Origin of the sequence: Labrys sp. (in: a-proteobacteria) (genome assembly GCF_047605565.1) — a bacterium.
GTDB lineage: Bacteria > Pseudomonadota > Alphaproteobacteria > Rhizobiales > Labraceae > Labrys > Labrys neptuniae.
Genome location: NZ_JASGFM010000070.1, coordinates 1 through 16,108 on the forward strand (window position 1 = coordinate 1; position 16,108 = coordinate 16,108).

Annotated in this window: 20 protein-coding genes; 12 read left to right on the plus strand and 8 right to left on the minus strand. The window is 62.8% G+C overall.

Features of this window, described 5'->3' with window-relative positions; genetic code table 11:
• The 5 genes from QM672_RS31660 to QM672_RS31680 all read left to right on the plus strand — a co-directional run.
• The coding region (locus QM672_RS31660) for an electron transfer flavoprotein subunit alpha/FixB family protein (protein WP_415087289.1) at nucleotides 1–296 on the plus strand (296 nt) is incomplete at its 5' end.
• 259 nt (nucleotides 297–555) lie between these two features.
• Nucleotides 556–1,353, plus strand: a complete 798-nt coding sequence (locus QM672_RS31665) for an alpha/beta hydrolase (protein ID WP_415087297.1) — start codon at nucleotides 556–558, stop codon at nucleotides 1,351–1,353.
• A 131-nt stretch (nucleotides 1,354–1,484) separates the two neighbouring features.
• Nucleotides 1,485–2,369, plus strand: coding sequence for a LysR family transcriptional regulator (locus tag QM672_RS31670; RefSeq protein ID WP_415087290.1), 885 nt, complete (start codon nucleotides 1,485–1,487; stop codon nucleotides 2,367–2,369).
• 247 nt (nucleotides 2,370–2,616) lie between these two features.
• The gene (locus QM672_RS31675) at nucleotides 2,617–3,939 is read left to right on the plus strand and encodes a dicarboxylate/amino acid:cation symporter (RefSeq protein WP_415087291.1); all 1,323 of its coding nucleotides are present in this window, start codon (nucleotides 2,617–2,619) and stop codon (nucleotides 3,937–3,939) included.
• Nucleotides 3,940–4,194: 255 nt separating this feature from the next.
• Nucleotides 4,195–4,563: a helix-turn-helix domain-containing protein gene (locus QM672_RS31680; protein WP_082980035.1), complete on the plus strand. Its 369-nt coding sequence runs from the start codon at nucleotides 4,195–4,197 to the stop codon at nucleotides 4,561–4,563.
• A 67-nt stretch (nucleotides 4,564–4,630) separates the two neighbouring features.
• Here the strand turns inward: QM672_RS31680 and QM672_RS31685 are convergent, their stop codons facing one another.
• Complete coding sequence (locus tag QM672_RS31685; protein ID WP_068294413.1) at nucleotides 4,631–4,987, minus strand: antibiotic biosynthesis monooxygenase; 357 nt, start codon at nucleotides 4,985–4,987, stop codon at nucleotides 4,631–4,633.
• Nucleotides 4,988–5,109: 122 nt separating this feature from the next.
• Here QM672_RS31685 and QM672_RS31690 point away from each other — a divergent pair, with 122 nt between their 5' ends.
• Nucleotides 5,110–5,997: a LysR family transcriptional regulator gene (locus QM672_RS31690; RefSeq protein WP_311935636.1), complete on the plus strand. Its 888-nt coding sequence runs from the start codon at nucleotides 5,110–5,112 to the stop codon at nucleotides 5,995–5,997.
• 153 nt (nucleotides 5,998–6,150) lie between these two features.
• On the opposite strand, the gene QM672_RS31695 is transcribed toward QM672_RS31690, so the two are convergent.
• The 3 genes from QM672_RS31695 to QM672_RS31705 all read right to left on the minus strand — a co-directional run bounded on the left by QM672_RS31695 (nucleotide 6,151) and on the right by QM672_RS31705 (nucleotide 7,946).
• On the minus strand, nucleotides 6,151–6,774 hold the full coding sequence (locus tag QM672_RS31695) for a hypothetical protein (RefSeq protein WP_311935639.1): 624 nt from the start codon (nucleotides 6,772–6,774) through the stop codon (nucleotides 6,151–6,153).
• The gene (locus QM672_RS31700) at nucleotides 6,732–7,421 is read right to left on the minus strand and encodes a hypothetical protein (RefSeq protein ID WP_311935643.1); all 690 of its coding nucleotides are present in this window, start codon (nucleotides 7,419–7,421) and stop codon (nucleotides 6,732–6,734) included. Before QM672_RS31700 ends, QM672_RS31695 begins: the two co-directional genes overlap by 43 nt.
• Nucleotides 7,422–7,544: 123 nt before the next feature.
• On the minus strand, nucleotides 7,545–7,946 hold the full coding sequence (locus tag QM672_RS31705) for a RidA family protein (RefSeq protein ID WP_311935646.1): 402 nt from the start codon (nucleotides 7,944–7,946) through the stop codon (nucleotides 7,545–7,547).
• Nucleotides 7,947–8,108: 162 nt separating this feature from the next.
• Between QM672_RS31705 and QM672_RS31710 the strand changes: the two genes are divergently transcribed.
• From QM672_RS31710 to QM672_RS31720, 3 genes are all read left to right on the plus strand, one after another.
• Nucleotides 8,109–8,699, plus strand: coding sequence for a TetR/AcrR family transcriptional regulator (locus QM672_RS31710; RefSeq protein WP_394312445.1), 591 nt, complete (start codon nucleotides 8,109–8,111; stop codon nucleotides 8,697–8,699).
• A 478-nt stretch (nucleotides 8,700–9,177) separates the two neighbouring features.
• Nucleotides 9,178–10,395, plus strand: coding sequence for an MFS transporter (locus QM672_RS31715; protein ID WP_367625979.1), 1,218 nt, complete (start codon nucleotides 9,178–9,180; stop codon nucleotides 10,393–10,395).
• A 139-nt stretch (nucleotides 10,396–10,534) separates the two neighbouring features.
• A complete protein-coding gene (locus QM672_RS31720) occupies nucleotides 10,535–10,879 on the plus strand; it encodes a hypothetical protein (RefSeq protein ID WP_415087292.1) in 345 nt (114 codons plus the stop codon).
• A gap of 37 nt (nucleotides 10,880–10,916) precedes the next feature.
• Here the strand turns inward: QM672_RS31720 and QM672_RS31725 are convergent, their stop codons facing one another.
• The 4 genes from QM672_RS31725 to gcvA form a co-directional block, all read right to left on the minus strand.
• Nucleotides 10,917–11,546: a LysE family translocator gene (locus tag QM672_RS31725; RefSeq protein WP_367625978.1), complete on the minus strand. Its 630-nt coding sequence runs from the start codon at nucleotides 11,544–11,546 to the stop codon at nucleotides 10,917–10,919.
• A gap of 115 nt (nucleotides 11,547–11,661) precedes the next feature.
• Complete coding sequence (locus tag QM672_RS31730) at nucleotides 11,662–12,054, minus strand: ester cyclase (protein WP_367625977.1); 393 nt, start codon at nucleotides 12,052–12,054, stop codon at nucleotides 11,662–11,664.
• A 31-nt stretch (nucleotides 12,055–12,085) separates the two neighbouring features.
• The gene (map, locus tag QM672_RS31735) at nucleotides 12,086–12,835 is read right to left on the minus strand and encodes a type I methionyl aminopeptidase (protein ID WP_311935664.1); all 750 of its coding nucleotides are present in this window, start codon (nucleotides 12,833–12,835) and stop codon (nucleotides 12,086–12,088) included.
• A gap of 205 nt (nucleotides 12,836–13,040) precedes the next feature.
• On the minus strand, nucleotides 13,041–13,934 hold the full coding sequence (gcvA, locus tag QM672_RS31740) for a transcriptional regulator GcvA (protein ID WP_415087293.1): 894 nt from the start codon (nucleotides 13,932–13,934) through the stop codon (nucleotides 13,041–13,043).
• A gap of 107 nt (nucleotides 13,935–14,041) precedes the next feature.
• Between gcvA and QM672_RS31745 the strand changes: the two genes are divergently transcribed.
• From QM672_RS31745 to QM672_RS31755, 3 genes are all read left to right on the plus strand, one after another.
• Nucleotides 14,042–14,527: a VOC family protein gene (locus tag QM672_RS31745; RefSeq protein WP_415087294.1), complete on the plus strand. Its 486-nt coding sequence runs from the start codon at nucleotides 14,042–14,044 to the stop codon at nucleotides 14,525–14,527.
• Nucleotides 14,528–14,563: 36 nt separating this feature from the next.
• Nucleotides 14,564–15,295 (plus strand): SDR family oxidoreductase, encoded by a 732-nt coding sequence (locus tag QM672_RS31750; RefSeq protein ID WP_415087295.1) that lies wholly within the window; start codon nucleotides 14,564–14,566, stop codon nucleotides 15,293–15,295.
• Nucleotides 15,296–15,510: 215 nt separating this feature from the next.
• A partial coding sequence (locus tag QM672_RS31755; RefSeq protein WP_415087296.1) for a 3-hydroxyacyl-CoA dehydrogenase NAD-binding domain-containing protein occupies nucleotides 15,511–16,108 on the plus strand: 598 nt, incomplete at its 3' end.

The following is a 16,108-nucleotide window of genomic DNA, read 5'->3' on the forward strand; positions in this document are numbered from 1 at the left end:
CCGACAAGCTCGGCGCCGCCATGGGCGCCTCGCGCGCCGCGGTCGATGCGGGCTATGCCCCCAATGACTGGCAGGTCGGCCAGACCGGCAAGGTGGTCGCGCCCGATCTCTACATCGCCGTCGGCATCTCCGGCGCCATCCAGCATCTGGCCGGCATGAAGGACAGCAAGGTCATCGTCGCCATCAACAAGGACGAAGAGGCCCCGATCTTCCAGGTCGCCGACTACGGCCTGGTCGCCGATCTCTACACCGCCCTGCCGGAGCTCAAGGACGAACTCGCCAAGCTCGGTAAGTAGGGACAACGGGCGGCATCCGCCCGTCTTTATCGGATGATTTGAGTGTGCCGGCCCTCACGGGCCGGCACATTTTCTTTGGAAACATGGCCGAGGCCGAAATGCATCTACCATGATGGAGATCGTCATTGCTTCGCTACGCTCGCAATGACGTTTGTATGCGGTGGCCATCGATACCCCCAACGCTGTTCCCTTCGCCCTTGCGTTCCCTGCCGGCCCATGGCGAATTGCGCTTCCTGTGCCGTCCTGGAAAGCCTGCTTGGTGTCGAAGTTCCTGATTGTTATTGCCGCCCTGGTTGCGGCGCTCTATCTGGCGGCCTTCGCCGCTTTGGCCTTTGCCCAGCGCTCCTTCGTCTTCCAGCCGGGCGGCGAGGTGCTGCCACCCGCCATAGCCGGCGCCGAGGTCGTCAAGCTGCGCACCGAAGATGGCGAGACACTGATCGCCTGGCATGTCGCGCCCGTGCCGGGCAGGCCCCTTCTGCTCTATTTCCACGGCAATGGCGGCAATCTCACCCTGCAGACCGAGCTGTTGCGCGCGTTGGTGGCCGGCGGCAACGGCCTGATGGCGGTGGAATATCGTGGCTATCCCGGCTCCACCGGCTCGCCCTCCGAGCAGGGCTTGCTGCTCGACGCCGAGGCTGCCTATGCCAAGGTGCTGGCTCTCGGAACGGCACCCGAGCGCATCGTGGTCGTCGGCCAGTCCCTGGGCTCGGGCGTGGCGGTCGCCCTGGCGGCCCGACACAGCGTGGGCGCGTTGGTGCTCGATTCGCCTTTCACCTCGGCTCTCGCCGTGGCTTCCCGCCTCTATGGCATGTTCCCGGTGCGTTGGGTGATGCTGGATCCCTTCCCCTCCGACGAGCGCATCGCCAAGGTGAAGGTCCCGCTGCTCGTCGTGCACGGCACTGCCGATGGTGTCATTCCTTTCGCGTTCGGCAAGAGCCTCTACGACCTCGCCAACCAGCCCAAGACCTTCATGCCCGTGGAGGGGGCCGGCCATCTCAGCCTCGGCTATGTCCTGCCCGAGGTGCGGGCGTGGATCGACGGCGCGATGGCGCGTTGATCGATTGCCTCGCCGGGCCGTGCGAGGCGCAGATGGGCGGGATTGGGGGAGGCGGTGTTGTGAAATATCAGCGAGACTCGAAGATGACGCGCTAGCCTGGGCTCATCGAAGTGCCAGACAGGGGAGAGATTATGGAACTGCGTCATCTGCGCTATTTCATCGCTGTCGCCGAGGAACTCAGCTTCCGGGCCGCCGCCGCTCGGCTTGGCGTTTCCCAGCCCCCTCTGAGCACGCAGATCCAGGACCTGGAATACGAACTCAAGACCCAGCTCTTCCTGCGAAACAAACGGCGTGTCGAATTGACCGCCGCCGGCCTCGCCTTTCGCGATCATGCGACTGCGATCCTTGCCCAGGTGGACGAAGCCGCCGAACAGACGCACGCCATTGGCCGGGGGCAGATCGGGACGCTCGACCTTGCCACCACCGGATCGGTGCTGATGGGGCCGCTGGCGGGTCTGATCGCCCGGTTTCGCCTGCGCGTGCCGGAAGTCCAGGTGCGTATCCGCGAGATGCCGCCGCTCGAGCAGGAGGCCGCCCTTCACGCACGCAAGATCGACATCAGTTTCCTGCGGGGGCCGGTCGGCGATCCCGATCTGGTCACCGAACTGGCGTGGGAGGAAAAAGTCGGTGTGGCCCTGCAGCAGTCGCATCCGCTGGCGGTCAATGAGAGGATCGAACTCTCCGAATTGAGGAACGAGCAGTTCGTTTTTCTGAGGGTGAAGAATTCCCGATTTGCCCGCTATCTCAAGGAATGCTGCATCGAGGCGGGATTTGACCCCAATATCACCCAGCAGGTCGTCGAATCCTATTCGCTGCTCAGCCTGGTTGCTGCAGGTCTCGGTGTCGCTCTCGTGCCGGAGGCCGCGAAGGAAATGCTGCGACCCGGTGTCGTCTACCGGGCGCTGGTTGAGCCGGCGCCGATTGCCGATGTCATCATGCTGTATCGCTCTGATCACTGCGCCGTGGTGAACCGGTTCCTGGATGAGACGCGTGCCTATTTTCTTGTTTCGCCTTAGGCAAGACCGGAATGCCTTTGGGTAATCTTCCGTCGGTGGCGCTACGATACCCGTTTCCATGATATGGAATCGCGCCTCCTGGCGCTGGGATTTTGTGCTCTAAGCGTTGCTGCATACGGCGCCATTGCGATCGGGAGTGTGGCGGACGACGTTTGGGAGAACGCACCGTTACCGGACCCCTTTGGGGAACTGACCGCTCCTTCGGCAAAATCAGAAACAATGACGGCGCCGACCGTGGAGGAAATATATGCTCAGATTCTTCAGATCCCTGTTCGGGCAGGTGGTCATAGCGCTTGTTCTGGGAATAGTGGTCGGCATTCTCTGGCCGGGCTTTGCCAGCCAGTTGAAGCCGCTCGGCGATGCCTTCATCAAGCTGATCAAGATGGTGATTGCGCCCCTGGTTTTCGGCGTCGTCGTCCATGGTGTCGTCGGGGCGGGGGATCTGAAAAAGGTCGGCCGGGTCGGCGTCAAGGCCATCGTCTATTTCGAGGTGGTGACGACGATCGCCCTGTGCCTGGGCCTGCTGATGGCCCATTTCTTCCAGCCGGGCGTCGGCATGAACATCGATCCCAAGACACTCGATGGCAGCGCGCTCGCCAATTACACCGATCATGTGCGCGAAGTCACCGGCGGGGTCGACTTTCTGCTGCGCGTCATTCCGACGACTGTCACGGATGCTTTCGCCAAGGGGGACATTCTCCAGGTCCTGCTGATTGCCATCCTGTTCGGCGCTGGGCTGTCTTTGCTCGGCGAACGTGGCCGGCCCGTGGCCGACTTCATCCACATCGCCACCGACGTTCTCTTCAAGATCATCGGCTTCATCGTCCGGCTCGCTCCGCTGGGCGTGTTCGGCGCCATCGCCTTCACGGTCGGCAAATACGGGGTCGGCTCCCTGCAGCAGCTCGGCTATCTCGTCCTCCTGTTCTATGTCAGCGTGATCTTCTTCGTGCTGGTGGTGCTCGGCATCATCATGCGGATGGCCGGTTTCAGCCTGATCAAGTTCCTGATCTATCTGCGCGAAGAACTGACGATCGTCCTGGGCACCGCCTCGTCCGACAGCGTGCTTCCGCAGATCATGCGCAAGCTTGAGAGGATGGGGATCAAGGATTCCACCGTCGGCCTGGTCATCCCGACGGGTTATTCCTTCAATCTCGATGCCTTCTCCATCTATCTCACCCTGGCTGCGGTGTTCATCGCGCAGGCTACCAATACACCGCTCTCGGAAACCGATCTCCTGGTCGTGCTGGGGGTCGCCCTCCTGACCTCGAAGGGGGCGCATGGCGTACCGGGATCGGCCATCGTCGTTCTCGCCGCTACCCTGTCGGCGCTGCCCGTCATTCCGGTGATCGGCCTGGTCCTGGTGCTGTCGGTCGACTGGTTCATGGGAATGGCGCGGGCGCTCGGCAATCTCATCGGAAACTGCGTCGCCACCGTCGTCATTGCCGTGTGGGAAGGCGATATCGACAGAGCACAGGCCAACCGCGTCCTGAACGGCGAGCGTGCCGGCCCTTACGAGAAGACAGCCCAGGGGACCGCTCTGCCAGGCGAAGAGGCTTCCTCGTCTCGCTAGGGCATGGAAACTGCATCTTAGCTGAATGCGCTCTGTTTCCTCAGCCTCCCTCCGCGTCCTGCAGGGGGAGGTTTTTCTTTGGCGGCGCAGCCGGCAGTGGCAATCCGACCGGTCCAAATGGCCCTCTGCTATCGATCGATTTCGGTGATAATAAATATCTCAATAATATCACCCGATCCGAATGATATATTGGACGTATAAGAGGAACGGCAACATAACGAGGGAGCGTCCGCAAAACAACGGGAGGGAGAACCGGTGTCTGCTTTGGAAGCACTCGATCAACATCTGGGAGGCATCGCCGGCGACACGCAGGGACTGCCATTCGGCAATCCCCGCCAATTTCGCGAGGATCGCGATGGTGCCGTCGGTCATGGTTGCGTGCAGGCTGTGTTGCGAGCCCTGTCGATCCTCAAATGCATTGCCCAGGATCCGCGCGGCATGACGCTTTCGGAAGTCGTTCGCGGCACGAGCCTGGCGCCATCGACGGCGCATCGCCTGCTCACCACGCTGCAGAGCGAAGGCTTCGTGCAATTCGAGACCGGGGCCTTGCGCTGGTTCGTCGGCCCCGGCGCCCATCTGGTGGGGGTCGCCTGCCAGCCACAAAGGCGGCAGGCGCTTTCATAAGGGGGAGACGCGCCGGGGGACCGCCATGCCGCCTGACGGGTCTGGGCACCGGCGCGGGACAGGACGATCAGATCGTCGCTACGCGCTTCGGCAGGACGAGATCGCCGACGGTGTAAGTGTGAAACTCACTCCTGGAAACCTCGTCGAGCTTGCGGAATTTTGTCGCGAATACGGGGTCGGAAAAGAACTCGCCGACATTGCCGGCGCCCTGGATTGCCTCGATGTTGACGACTGTCAGTCCGTCCGTGCTCCTGGCCAGGGTGCTCCACAGGAAGCCTTCCTTGTGCTCGGCGACAAAGTGCACCACGTCCTGGATGACCGCGAAGGCCTCCTCCTGCTTGCCGGGATGGGCGTGAATGACGTTGACGACGAAGGTGGTCGGCACAGGGGCAGCCGAAAAAGCAGCCGGGGATTTGGTGTCCATGAGTGTCTCCGATGAAAACGCGGCGGGCTCGCCGCGGCCCCATCTGGATATCGAGGGCAAAATAGCGGATAAATGGTCCGGTAATCGTATCACATCGGAAATTTATTCCGTAATTGTCACCTATGGACCGGCTCGGAACGCTCAGCATCTTCATCCAGGCCGCCGAAGCCGGAAGCTTCGTGGCCGCGGGGCAGCGCCTCGGCCTGTCGGGGTCGGCCGTCGGCAAGGCGATCGCCCGGCTCGAGGAGGAGATGGGTGTGCGCCTGTTCCATCGTTCGACCCGGAGCATGGCGCTGACCGAGGAGGGAGGCTTCTTCCTCGATACTTGCCGGCGCATCCACTCCGAGTTCGAGGCCGTGAAGGCGCAATTGTCGCGGTCGCAGGCAATTCCGCGCGGGCAGTTGCGCGTGAGCCTGCCGCTCGCCGGTATGCTGCTGATGCCGACGATCGCGGCCTTCATGGCGGCCTATCCTGAGATCGATCTCGATCTCGATTTTACGGACCGGCTGGTGGATGTGATCGAGGAAGGTTTCGATGCGGTAATCCGCACCGGCGAGGTCAGGGACACGCGCCTGATGAGCCGCAAACTCGGGACCTTCAAGCACAGGATCGTTGCCGCGCCTGCCTATCTCGCCGCCAATGGTACGCCGAACGTGCCGGAGGACTTGCTCGGCCATCGCTGCCTGCACCATTGCTATGCCAATTCGGGCAGGCTCGAACCCTGGCCGCTGGTGCGGGACGGGCGCGAGCTCAAGCTCGATTTGCCCCAGACCACGATCGCGAGCACGCTGGAGCCCCTGATCTATCTGGCCGAGCAGGCCTTCGGCATCACCTGCCTGCCGCCCTTTGCGGTCGCTTCGGAACTGGCACGGGGCAGCCTGACGTCTCTGCTGGAAGACCATCTGGCCGAGGCCGGGACCTTCCGCGTGCTGTGGCCGAGCAATCGATATCTCTCCCCGAAAGTACGGGTTTTCGTCGACTATATGGCCACCAGCCTGTTCGCAGCTTGATCCGTGCAGCAGCTGGTGAAGATCAGAGTGAGCCTTCGGCAGATTTTCAGTTATTGCGAGCCCGGTGAAGCAATCCTCAGGCCGCGTATATCCGCCTTGCCGAGACCGGATTGCTTCGACGTCCCTACTATCGGACGAGATTCCGCCTGCCCCTCACTCGATTTTGCTCTGCCAGTTGCGCACGATGTCGCCGAGCACGGCAAGCTGTTTTGCCAGGTCGGGTTTGATTTCGGAAAGCTGCTTGATGTAGTCGGCCAGGGCGCTATCGAAGCCATCGGGATTCTGTCTGCGCAGATTGGCCAGGCGGTTGAGCGTGGAGGCTACCGTAAGCTGAACGTCGTCCTGGAACACATCGCTCTTGGCATAGGTGGTGCCGAGGGACGCCAGGGTGATCGGGTAGGGCACCACGGTCTTGCGGCCCTTGGTGTTCGGCAGGTTCTCCTCGAGGGCAGGCTGATAGTCGTCGGCGCAGGCGACGACCGTGTAGAGGCGGGTTTGAGAGCCGAGCCTGATGTCGAAATTTCCCTGGTCGGACGTGCGTGCGACATCGAGGCGCTTGGCGTCCGCGTTCGCTTCCTTCTGGCAAGCGCCGTCGGGCACGACCTGGACCCCGGTCGCCCAGGCCCGCACTTCGGCACGCAGGGGCTGCATGGTGTCCTGGTCGACGACACGTCCCCGATGAGGGACCTGGCTTTCGTCGCCGATGGCTGACGACACGAGCGCCAGCAATGCCGCTATCGGAAAGATAGCCAAGACAGGAAGACGCCGATAAGCCATATGATCCCTCCCACGATCCAGATCGTTCCGTTTAACGTGCCAACTCCCGCCGTTCGGAGAACCTGGGCATCTGCTGGCGTCACCTGCACCCTTTGGTCGCTGAGCGTGTTTGCTCCACAGTCGACGATGATCGCCTGCGGACGAACCAGGCCCTGGATCTGATAGCTGGGGGCGGGTCCTCCGGCATTGACCTTCAGGCTGGCGGCCCGATCCCAGCCGGCAATGTCATAGGTGCGACAGGTCGCTTTCGGCGGCACTGGGACGGAGGCCTGCACGATGGCATTGGAGCCAAAGATCTCCAGGTGATTGCCGCCGGCGGTAGGGCTTTCGATGATTCGTACGGCGGTCTGGGCGATCACGGCGTGGGCGAAGTAGAAACTTGCTACGCCGGCCAGAACCGCAAGGAGGGCTGCAGCGCCTGTCGAGAGAATGATATTCGGTCTTGGACTGGCCGCTGCCGCAGGTTTTGCCCAGCGACGCAGCAGTTGAACGACCGCTACGATCAGACAGACATCGACGAGCGCGACCAAGACTAGCCGCCACTCCAGGCCCAGGCCGGAAAGCTGGATTACGCTTCCAACGGCTCCAGCTGCCACCAGGGCCAACAGAAGCTTCCAAAAGGACTTCAAAACGTTGGCCATGGTCATGAACGCCCGGCAGCCTGGCGAAAAGATGGTGACGATATTAAAACCTTGGACCCAGCGGTCCGAAAGCGCTTCGAGATCTTGCGAATACGCTGCCTGCCGTGACGCGCGCGTGTATTGCGCAGGTCAATCCAGGTTTTCGGGAAGGCGGGCGATGACCTTGATCTCGAAGTCGAAACCCGCCAGCCAGTTCACGCCGATTGCCGTCCAGTTCGGGTAGGGGAGGCGGTCGAAGATCCGGTTTTTCACCGCCATGATGGTCTCGAACTGGGCTTCGGGATCAGTATGGAAGCTGGTCACGTCGACGATGTCGTCGAAGCCGCAACCCGCCGCCTTCAGCGTTGCCCTCAGATTGTCGAAGGCCAGTTGCACCTGGCGCTCGAAGTCGGGTTCCGGCGTGCCGTCGGGGCGGCTGCCGACCTGGCCCGACACGAACAGGAGGTCGCCCGATCGGATTGCAGCCGAATAGCCGTGCGCCTCGTAGAGCGCATGCCGATCCGCCGGGAAAACTGCCTCACGCTGTGCCATGTCCTCAGTCCTTTTCCATGATTGGGTTACGTGCGGATCTCGCTCGATGCTGCTAGGGCTTCACACAGCCCCACCGCATTTGATATACGTTACGTATCTCGAATTATGGGCATACGTGTCGTATGTCAACCTAGATACGATGCGTATATGAAAGGAACTGCGATGGCTGCCAGACGCCGGGCCGAGACGATGGAGGAGAACCGCGCCAAGTTGATCGCGGCCGCGCGCAGGGCGTTTGCAAGAACCGGCTATGCTGCGGCCTCGATGGATGAGTTGACGGCGGAAGCCGGCCTGACGCGGGGCGCGCTCTATCACAATTTCGGCGACAAGCGCGGGCTTCTGGCCGCCGTGGTCAACCAGATCGACGCCGAGATGGCGGAGCGTGCGCATCAGGCGGCCATCCACGCCCAGGACGAATGGGAAGGTCTGCTGATCGAGGGCGTGGCCTATATCGAGATGGCGCTCGATCCGGAGGTGCAGCGCATCGTTCTGCTGGACGGGCCGGCGGTCCTCGGCGATCCCTCGCTATGGCCGAGCCAGAACAATTGCCTGCAGGTGACGAAGCGAACGGTCGAACGCCTGATCGGGCAAGGCATCATGAAACCGCTGGATGCCGAAGCCGCGGCCCGGCTGTTGAGTGCGGCTGCACTCAATGCAGCCTTGTGGATCGCCGCGAGCGAGAATCCTCAGAAGGTTTTGCCCAAGGCCGTGGAGACTTTTCGCGCCTTGGCGACAGGGCTGCGCCAACCCTAAAGGGTTTTGTGATTTGGCGGCATCGACAAGAATCGCAAGGACGCGCTTTGCTCCAGGCCTGTTTCCCTCGCCTTGGAATGTCGCCGGATTTGTTACTCCCACCTCCTCGGCTGCCAATGGCAGAGTTGAGGTCGCCGGCTGAGACGACGCTCGGCCGAACGGGAGGCTTGTGGCGACGATTCCGGCCGGAAACGAGGGCAGGGGGGGCTGGCTAGGCCTGTCCTCGGCCACAACGCCATGTTTGCGCGCTGCGTATTTTCTGATAGCATTTTGCAACCAGAATAATTTTGCAATCGCATGTCGGATCGTCAGTTGCTCGTGCGTCCTTGAGGTATCGCCGCGACAGGCCTGGAGCAAAGGCGCTCGGACGTGAACGCTCGTTGCTCACACATCCTGTTTCGTCGCGTCCTTGCGCTTCCCGTCCTTCCCGACGAAGCGCGAGATGCGATGCAGCCCGCGGCACAGGAACGGGTGGACCATGATGGACAGGAATTCCTATCGTTGGGTGATCGTCGCCGCAGGCGGCTTGCTCGGATGTGTTGCCATCGGCGCGATGTTCTCGTTGCCGGTGTTCCTCAAACCCATGTCGGCAGCGACCGGTTGGTCGGTGACCGGCATTTCGACCGCCATGACCTTCGGCTTCCTGGCGATGGCGCTAGCCAGCATGGTCTGGGGTAATCTGTCCGACCGCTTCGGCCCGCGTCCGGTGGTGCTGGCCGGCGCCGTCCTGCTTGCCGCCAGCCTGGCCCTGGCCAGCCAGGCCGGATCGCTGGTCGAGTTCCAGCTCGTCTTCGGCGTGCTGGTGGGTGTGGCGGTCGCTGCCATGTTCGCGCCGATGATGGCCTGCGTCACCGGCTGGTTCGATACCCAGCGCAGCCTAGCTGTGTCGCTGGTCTCGGCCGGCATGGGCATGGCGCCGATGACCATGGCGCCGCTCGCCGCCTGGCTGGTCACCATCCATGACTGGCGGACGTCGATGCTGATCATCGCAGCCATCGCTGCTGCCGTCATGATTCCGACCTCTCTGCTGCTGCGCCGGCCGCCTGCCCTGGAGCAGGGCAACGAAGCAGCTCTGGCCAACGAGCCGCAATCGGATATGACGCTGCGCCAGGCGGTGCGTTCGCCGCAGTTCATCGTGCTGATGCTGGCCAATTTCTTCTGCTGCGCCACGCATTCGGGGCCGATCTTCCACACGGTGAGCTATGCCGTGACTTGCGGCATCCCGATGATCGCCGCCGTCACCATCTACAGCGTCGAGGGCCTGGCAGGCATGTTCGGACGCATCGGTTTCGGCGTGATGGGCGACCGCTTCGGTGCCCAGCGCATGTTGGTGATCGGGCTGTTCGCCCAGGCCTTCGGCGTGCTGTTCTATGCCTTTGCCAGCCAGCTCGGCCAGTTCTATGCCGTAGCCGTGGTGGTGGGCTTCATCTATGCCGGCGTGATGCCGCTCTATGCCGTGATCGTGCGCGAGAATTTCCCGCTCAAGATGATGGGCACCATCATCGGCGGCACGGCGATGGCCGGCAGCCTGGGCATGTCACTCGGCCCGTTGCTGGGCGGCATGATCTACGACTACTTCAATACCTATATGTGGCTTTATGTCGGCTCCTGGGGCATGGGCATCGCGGCGACGCTGATCGCTCTGACCTTCCGGCCTTTCGCCAAGCCGCGGGAGCAACTGGCTCCGGCCGCGTGAGAGCCTTCGATACTGCACCGGCGTCGAGGGGAGCTCAGGCCCTTCAACGCCGGTGGCGCGAAAAGGATGTCCTTGATCCGGAGCGAAACAGCGTTACGAATCTGGCTGATTGAGAAAACCAGAACCGGAGGCCATCTTCATGCCGTCACTCAAGCGGTGGAGGACGCCCCTTTTCGCGACGGCAGCCGCGATCGCCTTCCTCGCCTCGTGGATCGCTCTCTCGCCCTACAGATCCTCCTGCACCACTGAGGTCGTGGCGGCGGAACAGGCCATGCGAGCTTCGGATCAAGAGCTGAGGGCCGTCAGTGCGACTGACCAGGCCGCCATCTGCCAAGTCTATCGGTGGCGTGTCGACGTGCTGAAAACGGCGGCTCCAATCATGCGGCGATGCGGGACGGCGCAGCTGAATCCCGATGCCGACTGGTCGGCGAGGGTGACCGAGCTCGGCTTCTATCAGGGGCTGCTCGCGCAGCAATGCGGCTGATCGCGACGGTATTCTCGATCAATATCGTGGGCTTTCGCTAACCCCTCTGCAGGGCGAGATGGACGCCCATGCCGACCAGGATCGCCCCGCCCACGCGGCGCATCAGTCGCTGCACGCCGGAGGAACGCTTGAGCCGGCCGATGATCACGGCGGCCAGCATCACGATCACCACATCGACGAAACCGAACAGGACATTCGCGACCGTGCCCAGGATGGCAAATTGCAGCCAGAGCGGAAACGCGGCGGCTCCGTCGACGAATTGCGGCAGGAAGGCCAGGAAAAACAGCGCGGTCTTCGGGTTGAGCACCTCGACGGTGACGCTTTGCGCGAAGGCCTGGCTGGCCGAGCGAGTGGCGCCGGTCGTCCCGGCATCCGTGCTTTGCCGCGCCCGGAACAGGGTGATGCCAAGCCAGATCAGGTAGAGGGCACCGGCGAGCTTGACGCCGGCATAGACGATGGGCACTGCATGGAACAGCACCGACAGGCCGGCGGCCGCTGCGGCGACATGGACATAGGCGCCCAGATGCAGGCCGAGCGCTGCCATCAGCCCGGCCTGGCGCCCACCCGCCATGGTTCTGGCCGCGGCATAGAGCATGGAGGGGCCCGGCAGTACGGAAAACAGGGCCGTCGTGACGATGAAGGCGAGCAACACGTCAAAGGAGGGCATATCGTCGGCTTCCATCTGCTTCGGGGTTGGGCGGCGACCATAGCACCCGAGATCGACGCTGTCGCAAGTGGCGGCCGGACCGCGACACATTCTCGCCTCTTGGCGGGACCGTTCGTCAGAGCTCCAGTTGCGCCTCGATCGCGGCCTTGTCGATTACAGACCATACCGTGACGATCTTCCCGGCCTTGAAAGTGTAGAACACATTCTCCGTGAACGAGACCCTGCGCCCGTCAAGCTTCAGGCCGAGGAAGCCGGACTTCGGCGTGCAATCGAAGGCGAGCCGGGCTGCCACAAGGGGCGGTTCGCAGACCAGGAGCTCGATGTGGAAGGCCAGGTCGGGAATGTCCTCGAAATCCTTGATGAGCATGCCGCGATAACCTGACAGCCCCAGCCGCCGGCCATTATGCTCGACAGCCTCATCGACATGATGCCCGAGTTCGCTCCAGTCCTGCCGGTTGAGGCAGGCGATGTAGGCCTGGTAGAGGCCTGCGAGAATGGTGGCGTCCATTGGGCTTGCTTCTCGCTTCCTCCGGGTGGCCTCACGCCGCCAGCGTGAGGACGAGGGGACCGGTGCGGGTTGCCACCACCGTATGCTCATATTGCACGGTCGGGGCGCGGGGTTCGCTGAACAATGTCCACGGATCGTCGCCATCCGCAGCCCATTCGGCGCCCAGGGAAAGGAACGGTTCCACCGTGAACACCAGGCCTTCCTGCATCTTCCGGCGTTCGGAGCGATCAGGCCAGGTCGCGAGCTCCTTGGGCTCCTCATGCAGGGATCGGCCGACGCCGTGGCTGGCGAGATTGCGCACCAGCGTATAGCGGTTCTTGCGGGCGAATTCGCCGATGGCGTTGCCGATATTGGCGAGCGGCAGGCCGGCGCCAACCTGGCGGATACCCGTCCACATCGCCCGCTTGCCGTCCCTGAGCAGGCGCTGGGTGGCCTTGGAGACCGGCTCCACCGCGAAGGAGGCGCCGGTATCGGAAAAAAAGCCATCCTTCTCGGCGGAGACGTCGATATTGACGAGGTCGCCGGGCTCGATCCGGCGCTGGCCCGGAATGCCGTGGGCGATCTCCTCGTTGACGCTGATGCAGGTCGCGCCGGGGAAATCGTAGCAAAGTTCGGGTGCGGAGCGGGCTCCCTCCCGTTCGAGCAGCCTGCGGCCGATCGCGTCGAGCTCGGCCGTGGTGATGCCCGGTTCGAGCGCAGCGCCCATCGCCGCCAGCGTGTTGGCGACGATGCGGCCGATCTCCTTGAGCTTGAGCAATTCGTCTTCGTTCGAAATCGTCATGATCGGTCGTGCGTTCTCAAATGAATTGGACAAGGTGGAAGGAGCGTGCCGTCCCAGCTCCCATGTGCCGGAAGGCGGGGCGCGCGGCCGAGGACCCGGCCTTGCTTGCGGGTTTCGCCGCCCGATCCGCCCGCATCGCCAATGCGAGACTTTGCCGCCTTAAATAGGGCACGCCAGGCTTCGGCTGCAAGGCCTTAGGCCGTGGTCAAGCCGATGGCGGCGCCATCTCCGCAAAGAGCCAGTCGCGAAAAGCTTTCACTTTGCGCTGTCGGATGGCGTCGGGGGGATAGACGACATAGAAGCTGGAGAGGGATTTGAGAGCGTGTCCGAAAGGGCGTACCAGCCGACCGGCAGCGAGATCGGCGGCGACCAGCATGGTCCGGCCGAGTACGACGCCTTCGCCCTGCGCCGCGGATTCGACGGCGAAGGAATAGGAATCGAAGGTGAGCCCGCTATGCGGATCCACACCCTCGACCCCGGCACTAGCGAGCCAGCTCGCCCAATTGATCGGAAAACCGTCATGGATCAGGGTGTGGTGCCTGAGATCCTCGGGCCGGCGCAGCGCATGAGCGCCCTCCAGCAGCTTCGGGCTGCAGACGGGAAAGACCTCTTCGCCCATGAGGAATTCCGAGGTGAGGCCCGGATAGGTGCCGCCGCCATAGCGTACGGCGATGTCGATGCCGTCGCCCAGGAAGTTGGTCAGCCTGCCGGTGGTCGAGACCCGCACGTCGATATCGCCGTTTGCGCGATGGAAACGATAGAGGCGTGGCACCAGCCAGCGTCCCGCAAAGCCGTCGGAGGTGCTGACGTTCAGGGTCGAGCTCGACTGGTGGGCCGTCGCCGCAGCGGTAGCGACCCCCAATTGGTCGAGCACGTCGCGAACCGCCCGCGCATAGGGGGCGCCGACGGTAGTCAGGCGCACCGTACGGCTCGTGCGTTCGAACAGGAGGACGCCGAGGCGGTCTTCGAGAGTCTTGATCGCCCGGCTGATGGCGCCATGGGTGACGTTGAGCTCCTGCGCCGCCCGGGAAAAACTCAGATGCCGGGCTGCGGCCTCGAAACTCGGCAGGGCATGAAGGGGTGGAAGTTTACGAGCCATGATATCTGTGAGTTTGAATCACAGGAATATGCCGAATTTTGGTTTGTCTGTCGAGAATCTGCTGCCCACAATGCGCAGGATTTGTGATCAATCCTCACGAGGACAGTATGGCAACGATCCATCCCTTTCTCTGGTTCAACCTGAATGCCCGGGAGGCCCGGGACTTCTATCTGTCGGTCTTCAAGAACGCCAAGGCGCTCGGGGATACCGAGTTCACCGATTGGATCTCCGGGACGAACAGGACGGTTCCGCATGCCACTTTCGACTTCGAACTCGAGGGGCTGCGCCTGACGGCGCTGAACGCCGGGTCGATGCCGCCCTTCAATGAAAGGCTCTCGCTCTATGTCGAGACGTCAGATCAGGCCGAGACCGACTATTACTACCAGGCACTCACGGCCGATGGCGGCTCCGAAAAGCCGTGCGGCTGGCTGACGGACAAATATGGCGTCTATTGGCAGGTCATCCCGGAGGTCATACTGCGGCTGATGGCCGATCCCGACCGCGAGAAGGCGGATCGGGTCAGACAGGCCCTATACAAGATGACCAAGATCATCGTCGCCGATCTCGAGGCGGCCTATGCGGGCCGGGCCTGACCCATCCCTGTGACAGCAGACAATCGGAGGTTTCCCATGGCCGCGTTCACGGGACAGAAGATCATCGTCGTCGGGGGGAGCTCCGGCATCGGCCTTGGCGTCGCCAGGGCGGCCCTGGAGAACGGTGCGGACGTGGTGATCGTCGGCCGCTCACCCGACAAGCTGCGGGCTGCGGAGCAGAGCCTCGATGCGGGCCTGCAGGTGCGATCCGTCGTTGCCGACATGACGGAAGAGGCCGATCTTGCCCGGCTCTTCCAGAATGCCGGCGCCTTCGATCATCTGGTGTCGACGGCCGGAACGCCGCCGCCAGGCGATCCTATCGAACGCACCGACATGGCAATGGTACGGCGCTTCGTCGACAACAAGCTGATCGGCGCCGTCATGCTGGCCAAGCACGCCGCCGCCACCTTGAGGCGGGACGGTTCGATGATCTTCACCTCCGGAATCAACAAGGACCGGCCGCCGGTTCCCGGAGGCGCGGTCGTTTCGGCGATCGCCGGTTCCTTCGGCTTCTTCGCCCGCGCCCTGGCGCTGGAACTGGCGCCGCGGCGCGTGAACATCGTCTCGCCTGGCTGGGTGGATACGCCGATGTGGGACGAGATCGTCGGAGAGGCCAAATCCGGCGTCTTCGCGGGCATGGTGGGCCGCCTGCCGGCGGGCAGGATCGCGACCCCCGCAGATGTCGCCCCTGCCTATCTCTATTTGATGCAGAGTGCCTTCACCACGGGCGAGACCATCCATATCGATGGCGGGCATTGCCTGATCTAGGGAAATCACGGTTTCATCGAGCTGCATTTTTCCAGGCAGCCCGTTTCGTGATATTCTTCCGGCAGGTCGGGCCGCATGGGACGCACTTCTCCTCGCGAGAGGCCGGCGTCAGAATGCGACCATTTCGACCGACAGGCCTGCAGGAAAGCTGCGACTGCGGTCTTCCCACGCGCCGATTGCCTCGATAAGATCGAGCAAATGGCAGGGAACTGGAAATGACGGTGGATATCAGGACGGTCGGGATTGTGGGCGCCGGGCAAATGGGCAGCGGCATCGCGCATGTCGCCGCTCTGGCCGGGTTGAACGTGGTGCTCAACGACGTGTCGGAAGATCGGGTCAACAATGGCCTGGCCACCGTCAACGGCAATCTCAAGCGCCAGGTCTCCAAGGGTTTCATCACGCAGGCCCAGAACGACGAAGCACTCTCCCGCATCAAGGCCGAGCCCAATGTGGAAGGTCTGGGTGCTTGCGATCTGGTGATCGAGGCCGCCACCGAGAACGAGGCCGTCAAGGTCAAGATCTACGGCAATGTCTGCCCGCATCTGAAGCCGGAGGCGATCCTCGCCACCAATACCTCTTCGATCTCGATCACGCGCTTGGCCGCGGCGACCGATAGGCCCGAGCGTTTCATCGGCATTCACTTCATGAATCCGGTGCCGGTGATGCAACTGGTCGAGATCATCCGCGGCATCGCCACGGATGACGGCACGTTTGAATCCGCCAAGGCCTTCATCACCAAGCTCGATCGCCAGGTTGCGGTGGCCGAGGACTTCCCGGCCTTCATCGTCAACCGCATCCTGCTGCCGATGATCA

Coding starts and splice junctions, on each gene's coding strand:
- QM672_RS31670 (WP_415087290.1), top strand. CDS start 1,485: ATGGAACTGCGTCATCTGCGCTATTTCATCGCTGTCGCCGAGGAACTC.
- QM672_RS31675 (WP_415087291.1), top strand. CDS start 2,617: ATGCTCAGATTCTTCAGATCCCTGTTCGGGCAGGTGGTCATAGCGCTT.
- QM672_RS31685 (WP_068294413.1), bottom strand. CDS start 4,987: ATGGACACCAAATCCCCGGCTGCTTTTTCGGCTGCCCCTGTGCCGACC.
- QM672_RS31690 (WP_311935636.1), top strand. CDS start 5,110: ATGGACCGGCTCGGAACGCTCAGCATCTTCATCCAGGCCGCCGAAGCC.
- QM672_RS31695 (WP_311935639.1), bottom strand. CDS start 6,774: ATGGCTTATCGGCGTCTTCCTGTCTTGGCTATCTTTCCGATAGCGGCA.
- QM672_RS31700 (WP_311935643.1), bottom strand. CDS start 7,421: ATGACCATGGCCAACGTTTTGAAGTCCTTTTGGAAGCTTCTGTTGGCC.
- QM672_RS31705 (WP_311935646.1), bottom strand. CDS start 7,946: ATGGCACAGCGTGAGGCAGTTTTCCCGGCGGATCGGCATGCGCTCTAC.
- QM672_RS31710 (WP_394312445.1), top strand. CDS start 8,109: ATGGCTGCCAGACGCCGGGCCGAGACGATGGAGGAGAACCGCGCCAAG.
- QM672_RS31715 (WP_367625979.1), top strand. CDS start 9,178: ATGATGGACAGGAATTCCTATCGTTGGGTGATCGTCGCCGCAGGCGGC.
- QM672_RS31720 (WP_415087292.1), top strand. CDS start 10,535: ATGCCGTCACTCAAGCGGTGGAGGACGCCCCTTTTCGCGACGGCAGCC.
- QM672_RS31725 (WP_367625978.1), bottom strand. CDS start 11,546: ATGCCCTCCTTTGACGTGTTGCTCGCCTTCATCGTCACGACGGCCCTG.
- QM672_RS31730 (WP_367625977.1), bottom strand. CDS start 12,054: ATGGACGCCACCATTCTCGCAGGCCTCTACCAGGCCTACATCGCCTGC.
- map (WP_311935664.1), bottom strand. CDS start 12,835: ATGACGATTTCGAACGAAGACGAATTGCTCAAGCTCAAGGAGATCGGC.
- gcvA (WP_415087293.1), bottom strand. CDS start 13,934: ATGGCTCGTAAACTTCCACCCCTTCATGCCCTGCCGAGTTTCGAGGCC.
- QM672_RS31745 (WP_415087294.1), top strand. CDS start 14,042: ATGGCAACGATCCATCCCTTTCTCTGGTTCAACCTGAATGCCCGGGAG.
- QM672_RS31750 (WP_415087295.1), top strand. CDS start 14,564: ATGGCCGCGTTCACGGGACAGAAGATCATCGTCGTCGGGGGGAGCTCC.